This is a genomic window from Pseudomonas sp. 3296, from assembly GCF_031456615.1.
Classification (GTDB): domain Bacteria; phylum Pseudomonadota; class Gammaproteobacteria; order Pseudomonadales; family Pseudomonadaceae; genus Aquipseudomonas; species Aquipseudomonas mucoides.
The window spans coordinates 170,399-185,786 of record NZ_JAVDUY010000008.1 but is presented as its reverse complement, the minus strand read 5'-3'; the positions used below and the strand labels follow the sequence as shown (position 1 = coordinate 185,786).

The following is a 15,388-nucleotide window of genomic DNA, read 5'->3' as shown; positions in this document are numbered from 1 at the left end:
ACCAACAGTCAGCCTACGGCGAGCGCAAAACCGACCGTATCTTGACCGGAACGCCTATTCCGGTCAATACGGCAAAATGGCCGTTCGTAAGCCGCGTGACTTTGATTTCTCTGGCTTTGAGCCAATTCAAACAAACGTTTGTATTGGACGCTAGGAGTGGTGTAGATATAATGCGCCACCCAGAGAGAAAGGTGACTAATCGATTGTCCCCTCCCAGCATCAGTGCAGGGATTCATGGATGCGACACCAAACCTCCAATTAGAAAAAAAACTGTTGAGCCTTGAGTAGGAGATAACCTGTGGAACGCGAATACATGGAATTCGACGTCGTCATCGTCGGTGCCGGCCCCGCTGGTCTTTCCGCTGCCTGCCGCTTGAAGCAGAAGGCTGCTGAAGCCGGTAAGGAAATCAGCGTCTGCGTGGTCGAAAAAGGCTCCGAAGTCGGTGCTCACATCCTGTCCGGTGCCGTGTTCGAACCACGCGCCCTGAACGAACTGTTCCCGGACTGGAAAGCACTCGGCGCCCCGCTGAATACGCCAGTCACCCGCGATGACATCTTCGTTCTCAAGAACGCTGACAGCGCGCAGAAGATTCCTGACCTCTTTGTGCCCAAGACCATGCACAACGAAGGAAACTACATCATCTCCCTGGGCAACCTGTGCCGCTGGCTGGCTCAGCAGGCCGAGAACCTGGGCGTAGAAATCTACCCGGGCTTCGCGGCCCAGGAAGCGCTGATCGACGAGAATGGCGTGGTTCGCGGGATCATCACCGGTGACCTGGGCGTTGACCGCGAAGGCCATCCGAAAGAAGGCCTGTACACCCCGGGCATGGAACTGCGTGGCAAATACACGCTGTTCGCCGAAGGCTGCCGAGGCCACATCGGCAAGCAACTGATCAAGCGTTACAACCTCGACAGCGAAGCCGACGCCCAGCACTACGGCATCGGCCTGAAAGAAATCTGGGAAATCGACCCGGCCAAGCACCAGCCAGGCCTGGTGGTTCACACCGCGGGCTGGCCGCTGGACATCATGGGCACCGAGAACACCGGCGGCTCGTTCCTCTATCACCTGGAAAACAACCAGGTGGTCGTCGGCCTGATCGTCGATCTGTCCTACAGCAACACCTACCTGTCGCCGTTCGACGAGTTCCAGCGCCTCAAGCATCACCCGGTGCTCAAGCAGTACCTGGAAGGCGGCAAACGCGTCAGCTACGGCGCCCGTGCCATCTGCAAAGGTGGCCTGAACTCGTTGCCGAAGATGGTATTCAAGGGCGGCGCACTGATCGGTTGCGACCTGGGCACCCTGAACTTCGCCAAGATCAAAGGCAGCCACACCGCCATGAAATCCGGCATGCTCGCCGCTGAGTCCGTGGCCGAGGCGCTGTTCGCTGAAAAAGACGGCACCGAAGAGTTGACCACTTACGTCGACGCCTTTAAGAAGAGCTGGCTCTACGACGAACTGTTCGCCAGCCGCAACTTCGGCCCGGCGATCCACAAGTTCGGCGCCATCGTCGGCGGTGGTTTCAACTGGCTGGACCAGAACATCTTCGGCGGCAAACTGCCGTTCACCTTGCACGACACCAAGCCGGATTACGCTTGCCTCAAGCTGGCGGCCGACTGCAAGAAGATCGACTACCCGAAACCGGACGGCAAAATCAGCTTCGACAAACTCAGCTCGGTGTTCATCTCCGGTACCAACCACGAAGAAGAACAGCCTTGCCACCTGAAGCTGACCGACCCAAGCATCCCGATCAGCAAAAACCTGCCGCTGTACGATGAACCCGCCCAGCGTTACTGCCCGGCCGGCGTGTACGAAGTGATCACCAAGGAAGACGGCGAGAAGCGCTTCCAGATCAACGCCCAAAACTGTGTTCACTGCAAGACCTGCGACATCAAGGACCCTGCACAGAACATCACCTGGGTGACACCGGAAGGTGCGGGCGGCCCGACTTACCCGAACATGTAAGTCGAACGCCTGAACATCAAGGCTCCCGAAATGGGGGCCTTTTTGTTGCCCGCGATTCAAGCCACACCACAATCCCCCTGTAGGAGTGAGCCTGCTCGCGATTGCGGTGGGTCATCCAGAATAATTGCCCACTCAGGCAGCGCGCTCATCTCCAGGATTACGCTCAAAGTAGCGTTTGTACTCCCGACTGAACTGCGACGTACTCTGATACCCCACCCGATGCGCCACCTGCGCCACGCCCAAGCCTTCAGACAGCAACAACTGCTGCGCCTTGAGCAAGCGCAAGCGCTTCAGATACTGCACCGGCGACAACAACGTGCTGCGTTTGAAATGCTCATGAAACGTCGACGCACTCATGTTCGCGCAACTGGCCAGCGTCTCGACGTTCAGCGGTTCGGTGTAGTGCGCATGCAGATGACTGAGCGACGCCGCGACCCGGGCGAATTGCCCCTGCTGCTCCACCAGTGCGCGCAGCACATCAGCTTGCGGCCCGCGCAACGCGACGAACAGCAACTCACGCAAACGCGCCTGCCCCATCACCTGGCATTCCAGCGGATCGTGCAGGCAACGCAGCAACCGTTCCACACACCCGCGCATCGCGTCGTCGAGCACCGTCGAGGTCATCGACTCCAGCGTCTGCGCCGCAACACTGCGCCCCGCCACCAGCCCCATGGCCAATACCAATTCGCCGAGCAACGTCCGGTCGATGGCGATGGAAATCCCCAGCATCGGCCCCTCCGGCGCGGCAAAGGTTTCGCACTCGAACGGTACCGGCAACGCCTGAATCAGATAATGCCCGGCGCCGTACTCCAGCGTACGCGGCCCCAGGTACGCCAGTTTGCTGCCCTGGACGATGATGACCAGGCTCGGCTCATAGATCTGCGGCCCACGCGCCACATCGCAACTGGCGCGTAACACCTGCACACCCGGCAATGCGGTGGGCGCAAAACCGTCGCGGGTGGTCAGTGGCTGAATCAACGAAACCATCGTGGCATTGGCATCGAGATGACGGGTCAACAACATGGGAGCTCTTCACAAAAATGTCGCGGAAAAAGGGATGAAAGCATCTTCGCAGGTCTGATCGCGCATTTGATCAATCCAACGTGGATGCCGGAGGAATAGGCATGACACCCGGAGGAATCGCCATGGCCGGTGCAAGGTGCGGCGCCCAGAATGCACCGCCTCACCTGTCACTGCTTTTGCGAGGTTCCTCATGTACACCGCCATCGGATACGCCGCCCAGTCGGCCACCACTCCCCTCGCCCCCGTGAAATTCGAACGCCGCAGCCCTCGGGCCGATGACGTGGCAATCGAGATCCTCTACTGCGGCGTCTGCCATTCAGACATCCACCAGGCCCGCAACGAATGGGGCATTGCCGTTTACCCGCTGATGCCCGGCCACGAGATCGTCGGCAAAGTCACCGCCATCGGTGCGAACGTGACCCGGCACAAAATCGGCGATCTGGTCGGTGTCGGCTGCATGGTCGATTCCTGCCGCAGCTGCGAAGCCTGCCAGTCCAACCTCGAGCAATATTGCCTCGAGGGGCCGACCATGACCTACGCCACCCCAGACCGGCTCGATGGCAGCAACACCATGGGCGGCTATTCCGACAGCATCGTGGTCAGCGAGCACTTTGTCGTGCGCATCCCGGAAAAACTCGCGCTGGCCAGCGCCGCACCGATCCTGTGTGCCGGCATTACCACCTATTCGCCGCTCAAGCATTACGGGGTCAAGGCCGGCGACAAGGTCGGGATCCTCGGCATGGGCGGCCTCGGCCATATGGGCATCAAGTTCGCCAAGGCGATGGGCGCCGAAGTGACGCTGTTCACCCGCTCGGCGAGCAAGGCCGAAGAAGGTCGTCGCCAGGGTGCGGACCACGTGATCGTGTCCACCGATGCCGACCAGATGAAAGCCGCTGCCGGCTACTTCGACTTCCTGCTCGACACCATTCCGGTGCAGCACGATCTCAACCCGTACCTCGACACCCTGCGTTTCGATGGCGTGCACATTCTGGTGGGTCTGATCGAACCAATCGATCCACCGATCCACGCCGCCAAACTGGTACTAGGCCGTCGTGTGCTCGCCGGTTCGCTGATCGGTGGTATTGCCGAAACCCAGGAAGTGCTGGATTTCTGCGCCGAGCACAACATCACCTGCGACATCGAAATGCTCGACATCCGCCAGATCAACGAGGCTTACGCCCGCATGATCGCCGGTGACGTGAAGTACCGCTTCGTGATCGACATGGCGACCTTGAAGGTCTAAACCTTCAAGCCAAGCTCTGCCGACAGCCGGGCTGTGACCCCTTTGATCAAGGGGATCAGCTCGGCCATTTTTTCCAGCGGCATGTACGGCACGGTGCTGGCGATACTGATGCCGGCGACGATGCGTTTGCTGGCATCACGGATCGGCGCCGCCACACAACGGATCGACGGTTCGTTGTCTTCCAGATCAAAGGCGTAGCCGCCAGCCACATACTCGACCATGCGCTGCTGAAACTGCTCCCAGGATTGCTCCGGGTGCTGCGGCCAAAACAGATTTTTCCCACCCGCCGGCAAGCTGACTTCGTACAGCCGTTGCCATTCTTCCTGCGAGTCATCCAGCATCAAGGCCTTGCCGATCCCGGTGCGAGCCAACGGCATGCGATGGCCGACCCGCGAACGCATTTCCGGGCCATTGCGCCCCGGGTTCTTGTGCAGGTACAGCACCTCGTCGCCTTCGCGGATCGCCAGGTGAATGGTGTCGCCGGTCAACGCCGACAACTCATCCAGATACGGCCCGGCCAAGGTCACCAGCGGCAACTCTTCGCGCGCCTGGAAACCCAACTCGATCAGTTTCGGCCCCAACAGATAACCGACTTGCGGCACCACACGCAGGTAACGCTCGTCCACCAGGCAACTGGCCAGACGATGGGTGGTGCTGCGCGTCGTGCCGATCAGCCGGGCGATTTCCTTGAGATCGCGGGCGCCACTGGCCACGGCCTGAACCACACCCAGACCACGAAGCAGTGTCTGGGTGCCGGTCGGGGCGGCGTCCTTGGCGATTTTTGGGGCGTCTTCCTGCATATCCAGCCTTTACCGTTGAGCGAGTGAACGGGCGGCATTATGGTCGCCCGATGCCTGCCACTACAACTTGATACGCTCGACTTTGCCCACCAGCAAGATGTAGGAAAGCGCGCCAATCAATGCCAGCACCGAGATGTAGGTAATCGCCGGGGCAAACGAGTCACCGGTCGCCAGGAATCCGATGACAATCGGCGTGGTAATCGCCGACAGGTTGCCGATGAAATTGAACACCCCGCCGGTCAGTCCCAGCAAACGCGCCGGTGCCAACGTTGAAACCAGCGACCAGGTGATCGACGCCAACCCGTTGCCGAAGAACGCCAGTGCCAGGAATGCAATCACCAGCGGCGTCGACTCCACGAAGTTCGCGCCGATGATCGAAGTAGAGATCAGCAGGCCGCCAATGATCGGCAATTTTCGAGCGAAACCTACCGTGTAACCGCGACGGATCAGGAAGTCGGAGAAGAACCCCGAACACAGCACGCCGACGAAGGCGGCGAGAAACGGCAGCGACGCCAACAGGCCGGACTTGATGAAGTCCATGCCGCGATATTTCACCAGGTAGGTCGGGAACCACGTCAGGAAAAACCACAGTGTCGAATTAAGGCAGAACTGGCCGAGGTAGATGCCCCACAGTTTGCGTTTGGTCAGGACAATTCCGAGGTCGGTCCAGCTGAATTTCGCTTTGACCTTGGCTTGCTCGGCCTGGATATCCACCAACCCGCCGCCCTCGCGGATCAGGTCGATTTCGGCGTCGTTGGCGCCTTTGAAATCACGAGGCTCGCGGTACACCGCGTACCAGATCACCGCCCACAGAATGCCCACCGCGCCAGTGCTGACAAACACCATGTGCCAGCCGAATTCGTGCTGAAGCCAAGCGAGAACCGGCGTCAGGAAGGCCAGGCCGACAAACTGCCCGGAGGTGTAGAAACCGATGGCCGTGGCGCGTTCGCGCTCGGGGAACCAGGTGGTGACCACGCGGCTGTTGATCGGGTACGCCGGCGCTTCCAGGGCCCCGACCGCCATGCGCAGGACGAACAGCGCGATGAAGCTGGCGGCGAAACCGAGCATCACGGTGGCGATCGACCACAGCAGCAAGGCGACGCTGTAGAGGATGCGCGGCGGCACTCGGTCCACCAGCCAGCCACCAGGGATCTGCATGGCGGCGTAGGTCCAGCCGAACGCCGAGAAGATCAGCCCGACGTGGATCGGATCGATGCCCAGTTCGCTGGTCAGCGCCGGGGCGGCGATGGAGAGGTTGCTGCGGTCGAGGTAGTTGATCACCACGGTGATGAACAGCAGGACCATGATGAAAAATCGCTTGCGACTGGGCGTCACCAACGACGCGTGCCCGGCGAGGGTTTGCGGTTGCATGAGGAGTGCCTCTTCTTATGTTTATTGAGGTCGTTCTAGAGACTGGCGCAGGCCCGTTTTAGGAGTGCGCCTGCTCGCGATAGCGCTGTGTCATTCAGCATTGATGACTGACACACCATCGCGAGCAGGCTCACTCCTACAGGGGATGGTGGTGAGTCAGGAAGCACTCACCACTCAGCAAAACTGCCATCGGCATGGCGCCAGATCGGGTTGCGCCAGCGGTGGCCGACCGCCGCGCGTTCGATCACGTATTCCTCGTTGATCTCGATCCCCAGCCCCGGGCCATTCGGAATTTTCACGAAGCCCTTGTCGTAATCGAACACCCGCGGATCTTTCACGTAATCGAGCAGGTCGTTGCTCTCGTTGTAGTGGATGCCCAGGCTCTGTTCCTGGATGAACGCGTTGTAGCAAACAGCGTCCAGTTGCAGGCACGCCGCCAGCGCAATCGGCCCCAGCGGGCAATGCAGCGCCAGCGCCACGTCGTAGGCTTCGGCCATGTTGGCAATCTTGCGGGTCTCGGTGATGCCGCCGGCGTGCGACGCATCCGGCTGGATGATGTCGACGTAACCTTCGCTCAGCACACGCTTGAAATCCCAGCGCGAGAACAGCCGCTCGCCGAGGGCAATCGGGGTGCTGGTCAGCGGCGCCAGTTCCTTCAGCGCCTCGTAGTTTTCGCTGAGCACCGGCTCTTCGATGAACATCAGTTTGTACGGATCAAGTTCCTTCATCAGCACTTTGGCCATAGGCTTGTGCACCCGGCCATGGAAGTCGACACCGATGCCGACATTCGGGCCGACCGCATCACGCACAGCGGCGACGTTGGCCAGGGCCAGGTCGACTTTCTCGAAGGAGTCGAGGAATTGCAGTTCTTCGGTGCCGTTCATTTTTACCGCCGTGAACCCACGGGAAACCGCTTCTTTCGCCGCACGCGCGGTGTCTGCCGGGCGATCACCGCCGATCCACGAATACACACGAATCTTGTCGCGCACCTGACCACCGAGCAGATCGCTGACCGACACGCCCAGGGCCTTGCCCTTAATGTCCCACAGCGCCTGATCGATACCGGCCAGCGCGCTCATGTGGATCGCACCGCCCCGGTAGAAGCCGCCGCGATAGAGCACGGTCCAGATGTCTTCGATGTTGCGTGGATCTTTGCCGATCAGGTAGTCGGACAATTCTTCAACGGCCGCGGCCACGGTGTGGGCACGACCTTCAACCACAGGCTCGCCCCAACCGGTTACGCCCTCGTCGGTTTCGACCTTGAGGAAGCACCAGCGCGGCGGAACGATGAAGGTGGTCAGTTTGGTAATTTTCATTGTCTTGTCTCTCTTATTAGAGGCAGCGCTCGCAGCGCCAATAAAAGTCTTAGCGAAGGGCTTTCCAGGCAGCCACGTACGCCTTGGCATTGACGGCCACGTCCTCTGGCGTCATACCCGGTTTGAACAAGCCGGAACCGAGACCAAAACCTTTGACGCCCGCGTCGATAAACACCTGCATGTTGTCCGGCGTGATCCCGCCAACCGGCGCCAGAATAGTCCCGGCGGGCAATACCGCGAGCCAGGCTTTGACGACTGCCGGCCCCATCTGCTCGGCGGGAAACATCTTCAGCACGTCCGCCCCTTCGGCCAATGCGGCGAAGGCTTCAGTCGGTGTCGCCACACCCGGCGACAGGAACAACCCCGCCGCTTTCGCTGCGCGCAACACTTTCGGATCGCTGTGCGGCATGACGATCACTTGGCCGCCAGCGGCTTTCACCTGCTCGACCTGCTCCGGTGTCAGCACCGTGCCGGCGCCGATCAGGCAATCGGCGGGCAAGGTGCTGCGCAGGATGCGGATACTTTCGTACGGTTCAGGGGAATTGAGCGGCACTTCGATGACGCGAAATCCGGCGGCGTACAGGACTTCGCCGATGGCCGCCGCTTCTTCCGGGCGCAGGCCACGCAGGATCGCGATCAGGCCGTTTTGCGCCAAGGCGTGTTTGAGCATGTCAGACCTCCAGTCAGGTTTAACGGGATGGGTTGGAAGTGATCAGTCCGGCGGCGAGCGCCAACTGCCACAACCCGCGTTCGGTGGCTTGTTCGGCCAGCGTCACCCGGGCAAATCCGCAGGCGGCGAGGGCCCGGTTGTAGCGGGCACAGAGGTGGGCATTACCGATGAGGATGATCGAAGGCAGGTGCACGCTGTTGCGCCGACGCCGCTGGGCCGTCGCCAGCGCCGACAGCTCATGACCGATCAACAACCCCGACAGGTAATCCGCCTGGGCCGTGGCGCTCAGTTCGCCGGTCAGCCCAAGGCTGCGGGCACTGAACAGGGTCGACAGCGGACCGATTTCGCCGTCTGCCGACAACGCCACTTGCACACCACGATCAAAGGCCTGGCCATCGAAGGACGCGCCCTGCTGCTGGGTGCGCCCCAGAATGCTGTGTTCGCTGAGCACGGCGAAAATTTCGCCGGTCATGAAGGTGTCGAAATGCACGATGCAGCCGTCGGCCACTTCCACCCATTTCGAATGACTGCCCGGCAAACCGATCAACAGATCGCTGCCTGCCTCGCTCGACAGGGTTTGCAGAACACCAAGGACCTGGGTTTCTTCGCCGCGCATGACATTTGGCAAACGCGACCGCTGAATCACACCCGGCACGATGTGCACATCGACACCGCGAAGACTGCGTACCGTTTGTAGGGAAGTGCCGAGAGTGGCGACGTTCGCCGGTGTGTCGCGGTAGGCCGCTTCACGCCAACCCTGGGCGCTGCCGACCATGCCGCAGGCGATCACCGGCAAATCCGGCTGTGCGTCGAGCCAGTCACCGCACGCCTCATCGAAGGCCAGTTCAAAACCGTCGGCGCATTCCTGACCGTTAATGATTCGCGGTGTCCGCGGCAGCTGCATGATCCCCGACGACAGCGAACGCTGTTCGAGCACCTGGCCACCTGCGGCGAGTTTGTAAGCACGTAATGAGGTTGTCCCCCAGTCGAGCGCGATCAATTGCGCCAGCATCGCTTCACCTGTTTTGTTTATTGGCAGTGAGTGAGCCGGACTATAAACCCGGAAGCGGGATAATCTCAATATATAAATATCACTCCCATATATTGGGATTAGTGCAAAAAAATCGCAGCTCATGGCTGCGATCTTTTAAAAGACATGACTGACGATCAATTACCCTCGGCAAACTCGCGCAACACCTTCCCATCCATCCGGTACCGAACCCACTCTTCCTGCGGCTGCGCACCCAACGATTTGTAGAACTCGATCGCCGGTTTGTTCCAGTCCAGCACGCTCCACTCAAAGCGTCCGCAATCATTGGCGCAGGCGATTTTCGCCAGGTGGCGCAGCAAGGTTTTGCCCGCCCCGCCGCCGCGTTGTTCAGGGGTGATGTAAAGGTCTTCGAGGTACAGGCAGTTGCTGCCAAGCCAGGTGGAGTAGCTGAAGAAGAACACCGCGAAGCCGATTGGCAAGCCGTCACGCAGGCAGATCAGGCCGTGGGCAGTGGCGCCCTCGCTGAACAGACTGCGCTCGATGTCGGCGACGCTGGCGATGACTTCGTGGCGGGCACGTTCGTAGTCGGCCAGTTCAGTGATGAACCCGAGGATTTGCGGTGCATCGCTGGGGGTCGCCGGGCGGATCTCGATCGTCATGGGGACGTGCCTTCGTCAAAGGTTGAAAACGCCATACTAAGTTGCCACGCTGCGTCCGTCACATGGGAAATTGATCCTGAATCATGGACCCGGTGTTGTGGCTGAAAATTTTTCACTTAACAGGATGTGTATGACCACTGATGCTTTCGCGCCGCTGCAAACCCTCGCCGCTGACTTGCTGCCCCACGCGCTGGAGCCTTCAGAAGACGGCGCCCATGATCTGTCGCACTTGCAGCGGGTCTGGCACAACGCGCGCACGATTCACGCGCAGGAAGGCGGCGATCTTGAGGTGTTGCTCGCGGCCGTGCTTTTGCACGATTGCGTGGCGGTGGAGAAGAACTCTCCGCTGCGTTCGCGAGCATCAGGCCTGGCCGCCGAAAAAGCATCTGCCGTATTGGCCGACCTGAAATGGTCACGCGCCAACATCAGCGCAGTGGCCCACGCCATCGAAGCTCACAGCTTTTCCGCGAACATTCCCGCGACATCACTCGAAGCGAAGATCATGCAGGACGCCGACCGCCTCGATTCCCTCGGCCTGCTCGGCGTCGCGCGCACGTTCTACGTTGCCGGGCGCATGGGCAGCGCGTTGTACGACCCGCTGGACCCGGAAGCACAGCACCGCGACTACGACGACAAACGCTTTTGCCTCGACCATTTCCAGACCAAGCTGCTGCACCTGGCGGACGGCTTCCAGACCGCAACCGGTCGAGACCTGGCGCAGATCAGGCACGAGCGCCTGAAGGGTTTCATGGAGCAGTTCAAGGAAGAGATCGGCGTCTGCTGAAGGCGATACTCCGGTCAGTACTGATCCTGAAATCGGTAACCACAGACCTAACATCGGCGCCCTTCGTGATAGATAGATAACGCTCACGTCTATCGGTCAAGGAACCGCGTCATGTCCAGCGCAACACCCCCAGTCTCCAGCCGGTTGTTCGGCCTGTTTTGCCTCGCCAGCTATTTGCTGTCGCTGTCCTATGGCGCGACCTTTTTACTGTCGTTGCTGATCGGCTCACGCGGCGGCAATGAACACGATGCCGGCAGTGTGATTTCGGCGGCCATGCTCAGCACCTTCGCGGCGGTGATCGTTTCGGGGCATTTGTCCGACTTGCTCGGTGCCGCGCGGTCGATTGCCGTGTTTGGCGTGTTGCTGGTGGCGGCCAGTCTCGGCTTCGCCCTGACCCCGGGCTTCGGCAACCTGCTGCTGTTTTTCGGACTGTTGCTGGGGCTGGGTTGGGGCGTGTTCTACACCCTCGGGCCGATCATCGTGGCCAGCCTGGTGACGCCGGCCCAGCGCGCCAGATACTTTGCGTTGCTGTCGGGCAGCATGATGACTGGAATTGGCAGCGGTCCCTTGCTGGGCCGTGCTGCCAGTGCCCTCGGCTATCCGGTGACCGCGGCGTTTTACCTCGCCGCGCTGGCCAGCCTGATCGGCGTTTTACTGTTCTGGCGACTGGATGCACACCTCAAGAAAACGCCCACCACCTCGGTCGCGCGGATTTCCTGGCGCGCAACGGCTCAAGTGCTGTCGTCCCGGGCTATGTTCCCGATCATCATGGTGGGTCTCGGCGGTTGCGTGTTCGGCGGTCTGTCGAGCTTCCAGACCAGTTACGCCGCATCCCGTTCGCTGGACTACTCGCTGTTCTTTTTCGGCTTCATGGGCGCAGCAATCAGCAGCCGCATGCTGATCGCCGGCATCGTGGTCAAGCGTGACCCGTTCCGCGCCTCCTGCCTGTTGTCGGGCCTGATGATGGGCTCGATTGTGTTGTTTGGTTTCGTGGTCGACAGCGGGGTCAGCTATGTACTGGCGGCGGTGATGCTCGGTGTCGGATACGGGCTGACCTATTCGGTGATCAATGGCCTGGCGGCCAACGAAGCGCCGCACGGCACGACCTCACAAGCCTTGCTGTTGTTCAGCCTCGCCTACTTCATCGGCGTGTTTGGATTTCCTTTGCTGGCGGGGAAACTCATCGTTGAACACGGGATGCCGACGCTACTGCTGACCGTGTTGGCCGTGGCTGTCCTGAACTGGCTGATCACCGTGGGCCGGTTGATCTGGCGTCGGCTCACGCCGGCTAAAGCCGTGCAGCCAGCCTAGACCGTTCGTCGTTCCTCAGGCACCAATGCAAATCCCGGGCGGACCAACATCAGGTAAGGACTCTATTAAACGGAGACGATGCCATGTTCATGTCCAGGTTGACCGCCCTCGCCCTCACCACGCTGCTGTCCTCTGCCGCATTCGCCGCGACACTCGCTGAAGGAACCGGCCCGACCAACCCGGTCGAGGGCCCGAAAGCGCCCGCCATCCAAAGCGCACCCGGCATGAACACCAACGGCTCCGGCATCGACAACAGCCTGCCGCCCTCCACGGGCACTGACCCACGGACTCAGGGCAACGACGCCGGCCGTCAAGGTGGACTGAACCTTCCCGACACCCGCACACCCGATAACGCCGGCAGCGGCATCGGCTCGAAAACCACCACCGGTGGCTCGGGTTCCGAGGGCGGTGCCAATCAATAGCTCGCTGACGCGAGCAACCTCTCAACAACCATCAAGAGGTAAGCATGAACGACGATAGCAACCTGGAAAAAGAAGTCCTGACCCGCCTGTTGCACGCCCACCCAAGTGGCTTGGGCAAGGAGGTCCTGGATAATTATCGGGGCGAGAAAGTCGTGGCCAGCGCCCTCGCCGCCCTGCAGGACCGAGGGCTGATTCAACACGGCCATGTGACGTGCAATGAAGTGGGTGAGCACTCATTGAACTTACCGATCAAACTGAGTGCTGCGGGTGTCGAGGCGGCGCGCAGGCTGGATAGCTGAGTAGCCGTCAGGATTGTCGCTGATTGTACTGACCCCTTCGCGAGCAAGCCCGCTCCCTCATTTGAACGAGTTGTCTGACCTGACTCGGTTAAATGTGGGAGCGGGCTTGCTCGCGAAGGCGGTAGATCAGGCGCCGAACGTCTCTCGGATTAAAGCATCCACCTCCGCACTCCCCGGCGAAGTCGCCGGCCCCCACCGAGTGACGGCCAACGCCGCCGCGGCATTCGCCCGCCGCGCCGCATCAACCGCCGGAAACCCGTGCGCCAGCCCAGCCACAAACACTCCGGCATGCGCATCGCCCGCCCCGTTGCTGTCCACCGCCGCCACTTTGAAACCCGGCACATGCTGACGCTCGCCATGCTGGCTGATCCAGCACCCTTGCGGGCCATCGCGTACCACCATCAAAACGTCGGCCGGCAGGTGATCGACCAGGCGATCCAGCGCCTCGGCAATGTCCGATGCGCCGGTAAATCGCAGCACCTCGACACTGTTGCTGGTCCAGATATCGATGCGCGCCAGCAAGGCTTGCATCAAGGGCTCATCCGGCGAATCCACCAGCGGGCCCGGATCGAACATCACGTTGATGCCTTTGGGCAACTCCAGCACCCAATCCACCAGCGCCTGCGCCTTGCCGACCTGCAGCAGGCTGTAACCACTGACGTAGACATAGTCGCCCGCCTCGACCGGTACGCTGGCCAGGTCTTCTGCGGTCAGTTCGCCTTCGGCACCGATGTAGGAAATGAAACTGCGTTCGGCCGAGGCATCCGTCACCGCCACGCACAACCCCGTGTCCCGGTGTGCGGGTTGGGCGATGCCGATCCGGATGCCTTCCGCCTGCATCGCCTCACGCGCCAGATCGCCGAAACGCCCGGTGCCATGGCGCCCGAGGTAGACCACAGGCAAGCCATTACGCTGGGCCGCAGCCATCACATTGAAGCCGCCGCCGGCTTCGAAACTGGCGGACTTCGCCAGCACGTCGCCGCCGGTTTGAGGCAATTTATCCACGGCCATGACCAGGTCGATGATGACCTGGCCGGTGTGCAGCAAATTAGGCATGAGCATTCTCAGTCATGGCGGCGCGGCGATCCTTGGCGCCACCGAGTACACAATAAATCCCGCCGGCCACCAGGAACGTGACGATCCAGCCCAGGCCGTTATGGCCCAGCCACGAGTCGGACAGGAAACCACGGAACCACACCGTCTGTTCGGTGGTGCCGATGGTGGTAAAGCTGAAGCCCAACACGATCGCCACGGCCCATGCACCGAAGGCGCGCCATTCGATACCGCCGCTGTACCAGTAAGCGCTGCTCGGGCTGACGTCCAGCAGGTCTTTGGGGCTGTAGTAATGACGGTGAATCAGGTCGACGACGAAGATCCCGACCCACGCGGTGATCGGCACTGCCAGCAAGGAAATGAAGGTGATGAACGGACCGTAGAAGCTGTCGGCGATCAGCATGAAGTAGATCGAACCGGCGAAGATCGCGACGATATCCACTACCACCGCGTACACACGCTTGACCTTCAAACCGAGGGTCAACGTGGTCAGGCCAGCCGAATACACCGACAGGTTATTCGACAGCAGCAAGCCGCCAAACGCGGTGATCAGGTAAGGCACGGCCATCCAGGTCGGCAGCATGTCGCGGATCGCGATGATCGGGTCAGTGGCGGAAGCCAGGTCATTGTTACCCACCGACAACAGGCCGCCGAGGGTGATCAGCAACACCAGTGGAATCCCCGCACCGAACGCTGCCGACGCCACCAGGCGCGCGGCTTTGACACTGCGATGCTGGTAGCGCGACATGTCGGCACCGGCGTTGGCCCAACCGATCCCGGTGCCGGCGGCCATGGTGCCGACGCCGATGATCATGGCGCTCAACGGTGCAGGCGTGGCGTTGAACACGGCGCTCCAGTCGATGGTGGCGCAGAGGAAACCGCCGACCACAATGTTCAGCGCGCCGAACACGTAGGTCGCCCACTTCTGAATCACCAGCAGCGTGGCGTGACCGAGGCCGGACACCGACAACGTCAGCAACACGAAAATCGCGATAAACAGCAACGTCAGAACCGGCGCGCTTTTGGCTTCTACGGGCGATCCGAACAGGATCGAGCACAGCGACAGCAACACGAACGCGGCGGTGGTGGTGTTGACGGTTTCCCAGCCCAGGCGCGACATCAGTGAAACCAGGGTTGGGCCGATGTTGCCGCGTACACCGAAGATTGCTCGCGACAGCGTCAGGCTCGGTGCACGGCCACGACGACCGGCGATGGAGATGATCCCGACCACCGCGAAGGAACCGGCAGCGCCGAGGATCGCAACGATGATTGCCTGCCAGATTGCCAAGCCACGAAACGCCACCAGCGTGGCGCCCAGCGGCAGGCCGAGGATGGAAATGTTGGCGGCGAACCAGACCCAGAACAGTTGCAGCGGATGACCGTTGCACTCCGCTTCCGGCACCGGTTCGATGCCGCGCGTTTCCAGTTGCCCGGCACTTTGCCCGGCGGTTGATGAACTCATGAAAATACTCCTGTTGCCATT

15 protein-coding genes are annotated in these 15,388 nt (G+C 61.0%); 6 read left to right on the top strand and 9 right to left on the bottom strand.

The genetic code is table 11. The annotated features are described in order from the left end of the window. The first annotated feature begins 298 nt into the window (after positions 1–298). Positions 299–1,963: an electron transfer flavoprotein-ubiquinone oxidoreductase gene (locus J2X66_RS22750; RefSeq protein WP_310268803.1), complete on the top strand. Its 1,665-nt coding sequence runs from the start codon at positions 299–301 to the stop codon at positions 1,961–1,963. Positions 1,964–2,095: 132 nt separating this feature from the next. Here J2X66_RS22750 and J2X66_RS22745 read toward each other — a convergent pair whose 3' ends face one another. Further along, positions 2,096–2,986, bottom strand: coding sequence for an AraC family transcriptional regulator (locus J2X66_RS22745; RefSeq protein WP_310268799.1), 891 nt, complete (start codon positions 2,984–2,986; stop codon positions 2,096–2,098). 190 nt (positions 2,987–3,176) lie between these two features. On the opposite strand from J2X66_RS22745, the gene J2X66_RS22740 reads away from it, so the two are divergent. Next, positions 3,177–4,229, top strand: coding sequence for an NAD(P)-dependent alcohol dehydrogenase (locus J2X66_RS22740; protein WP_310268797.1), 1,053 nt, complete (start codon positions 3,177–3,179; stop codon positions 4,227–4,229). Here the strand turns inward: J2X66_RS22740 and J2X66_RS22735 are convergent. The 6 genes from J2X66_RS22735 to J2X66_RS22710 form a co-directional block, all read right to left on the bottom strand. After that, positions 4,226–5,029, bottom strand: a complete 804-nt coding sequence (locus J2X66_RS22735) for an IclR family transcriptional regulator (RefSeq protein ID WP_123432731.1) — start codon at positions 5,027–5,029, stop codon at positions 4,226–4,228. The genes J2X66_RS22740 and J2X66_RS22735 overlap by 4 nt on opposite strands. A 60-nt stretch (positions 5,030–5,089) precedes the next feature. Further along, positions 5,090–6,400, bottom strand: a complete 1,311-nt coding sequence (locus J2X66_RS22730; RefSeq protein ID WP_310268790.1) for an MFS transporter — start codon at positions 6,398–6,400, stop codon at positions 5,090–5,092. Between the two features lie 167 nt (positions 6,401–6,567). Continuing rightward, positions 6,568–7,716, bottom strand: a complete 1,149-nt coding sequence (gene dgoD, locus J2X66_RS22725; RefSeq protein WP_007903915.1) for a galactonate dehydratase — start codon at positions 7,714–7,716, stop codon at positions 6,568–6,570. A gap of 49 nt (positions 7,717–7,765) precedes the next feature. Then, positions 7,766–8,386 (bottom strand): 2-dehydro-3-deoxy-6-phosphogalactonate aldolase, encoded by a 621-nt coding sequence (locus J2X66_RS22720; RefSeq protein ID WP_027924069.1) that lies wholly within the window; start codon positions 8,384–8,386, stop codon positions 7,766–7,768. A 19-nt stretch (positions 8,387–8,405) separates the two neighbouring features. Further along, complete coding sequence (locus J2X66_RS22715; RefSeq protein ID WP_310268783.1) at positions 8,406–9,398, bottom strand: 2-dehydro-3-deoxygalactonokinase; 993 nt, start codon at positions 9,396–9,398, stop codon at positions 8,406–8,408. Between the two features lie 155 nt (positions 9,399–9,553). Then, positions 9,554–10,036: a GNAT family N-acetyltransferase gene (locus J2X66_RS22710; protein ID WP_027924067.1), complete on the bottom strand. Its 483-nt coding sequence runs from the start codon at positions 10,034–10,036 to the stop codon at positions 9,554–9,556. 130 nt (positions 10,037–10,166) lie between these two features. Here J2X66_RS22710 and J2X66_RS22705 point away from each other — a divergent pair, with 130 nt between their 5' ends. The 4 genes from J2X66_RS22705 (at position 10,167) to J2X66_RS22690 (ending at position 12,852) form a co-directional block, all read left to right on the top strand. Next, complete coding sequence (locus tag J2X66_RS22705) at positions 10,167–10,820, top strand: HD domain-containing protein (protein ID WP_310268779.1); 654 nt, start codon at positions 10,167–10,169, stop codon at positions 10,818–10,820. 111 nt (positions 10,821–10,931) lie between these two features. After that, positions 10,932–12,131 carry an MFS transporter gene (locus J2X66_RS22700; protein WP_310268776.1) on the top strand — a complete coding sequence of 400 codons (1,200 nt, stop codon included), beginning with the start codon at positions 10,932–10,934 and terminating at the stop codon, positions 12,129–12,131. 83 nt (positions 12,132–12,214) lie between these two features. Next, positions 12,215–12,553 carry a hypothetical protein gene (locus tag J2X66_RS22695; protein ID WP_310268773.1) on the top strand — a complete coding sequence of 113 codons (339 nt, stop codon included), beginning with the start codon at positions 12,215–12,217 and terminating at the stop codon, positions 12,551–12,553. A gap of 44 nt (positions 12,554–12,597) precedes the next feature. Continuing rightward, the gene (locus tag J2X66_RS22690) at positions 12,598–12,852 is read left to right on the top strand and encodes a hypothetical protein (RefSeq protein ID WP_310268770.1); all 255 of its coding nucleotides are present in this window, start codon (positions 12,598–12,600) and stop codon (positions 12,850–12,852) included. 126 nt (positions 12,853–12,978) lie between these two features. Here J2X66_RS22690 and J2X66_RS22685 read toward each other — a convergent pair whose 3' ends face one another. Beyond that, positions 12,979–13,908: a PfkB family carbohydrate kinase gene (locus J2X66_RS22685; RefSeq protein WP_310268767.1), complete on the bottom strand. Its 930-nt coding sequence runs from the start codon at positions 13,906–13,908 to the stop codon at positions 12,979–12,981. After that, positions 13,901–15,367 (bottom strand): cytosine permease, encoded by a 1,467-nt coding sequence (locus tag J2X66_RS22680; protein WP_310268764.1) that lies wholly within the window; start codon positions 15,365–15,367, stop codon positions 13,901–13,903. Before J2X66_RS22680 ends, J2X66_RS22685 begins: the two co-directional genes overlap by 8 nt. Positions 15,368–15,388 lie beyond the last annotated feature (21 nt).

Coding starts and splice junctions, on each gene's coding strand:
- J2X66_RS22745 (WP_310268799.1), bottom strand. CDS start 2,986: ATGTTGTTGACCCGTCATCTCGATGCCAATGCCACGATGGTTTCGTTG.
- J2X66_RS22740 (WP_310268797.1), top strand. CDS start 3,177: ATGTACACCGCCATCGGATACGCCGCCCAGTCGGCCACCACTCCCCTC.
- J2X66_RS22735 (WP_123432731.1), bottom strand. CDS start 5,029: ATGCAGGAAGACGCCCCAAAAATCGCCAAGGACGCCGCCCCGACCGGC.
- J2X66_RS22730 (WP_310268790.1), bottom strand. CDS start 6,400: ATGCAACCGCAAACCCTCGCCGGGCACGCGTCGTTGGTGACGCCCAGT.
- dgoD (WP_007903915.1), bottom strand. CDS start 7,716: ATGAAAATTACCAAACTGACCACCTTCATCGTTCCGCCGCGCTGGTGC.
- J2X66_RS22720 (WP_027924069.1), bottom strand. CDS start 8,386: ATGCTCAAACACGCCTTGGCGCAAAACGGCCTGATCGCGATCCTGCGT.
- J2X66_RS22715 (WP_310268783.1), bottom strand. CDS start 9,398: ATGCTGGCGCAATTGATCGCGCTCGACTGGGGGACAACCTCATTACGT.
- J2X66_RS22710 (WP_027924067.1), bottom strand. CDS start 10,036: ATGACGATCGAGATCCGCCCGGCGACCCCCAGCGATGCACCGCAAATC.
- J2X66_RS22705 (WP_310268779.1), top strand. CDS start 10,167: ATGACCACTGATGCTTTCGCGCCGCTGCAAACCCTCGCCGCTGACTTG.
- J2X66_RS22700 (WP_310268776.1), top strand. CDS start 10,932: ATGTCCAGCGCAACACCCCCAGTCTCCAGCCGGTTGTTCGGCCTGTTT.
- J2X66_RS22695 (WP_310268773.1), top strand. CDS start 12,215: ATGTTCATGTCCAGGTTGACCGCCCTCGCCCTCACCACGCTGCTGTCC.
- J2X66_RS22690 (WP_310268770.1), top strand. CDS start 12,598: ATGAACGACGATAGCAACCTGGAAAAAGAAGTCCTGACCCGCCTGTTG.
- J2X66_RS22685 (WP_310268767.1), bottom strand. CDS start 13,908: ATGCCTAATTTGCTGCACACCGGCCAGGTCATCATCGACCTGGTCATG.
- J2X66_RS22680 (WP_310268764.1), bottom strand. CDS start 15,367: ATGAGTTCATCAACCGCCGGGCAAAGTGCCGGGCAACTGGAAACGCGC.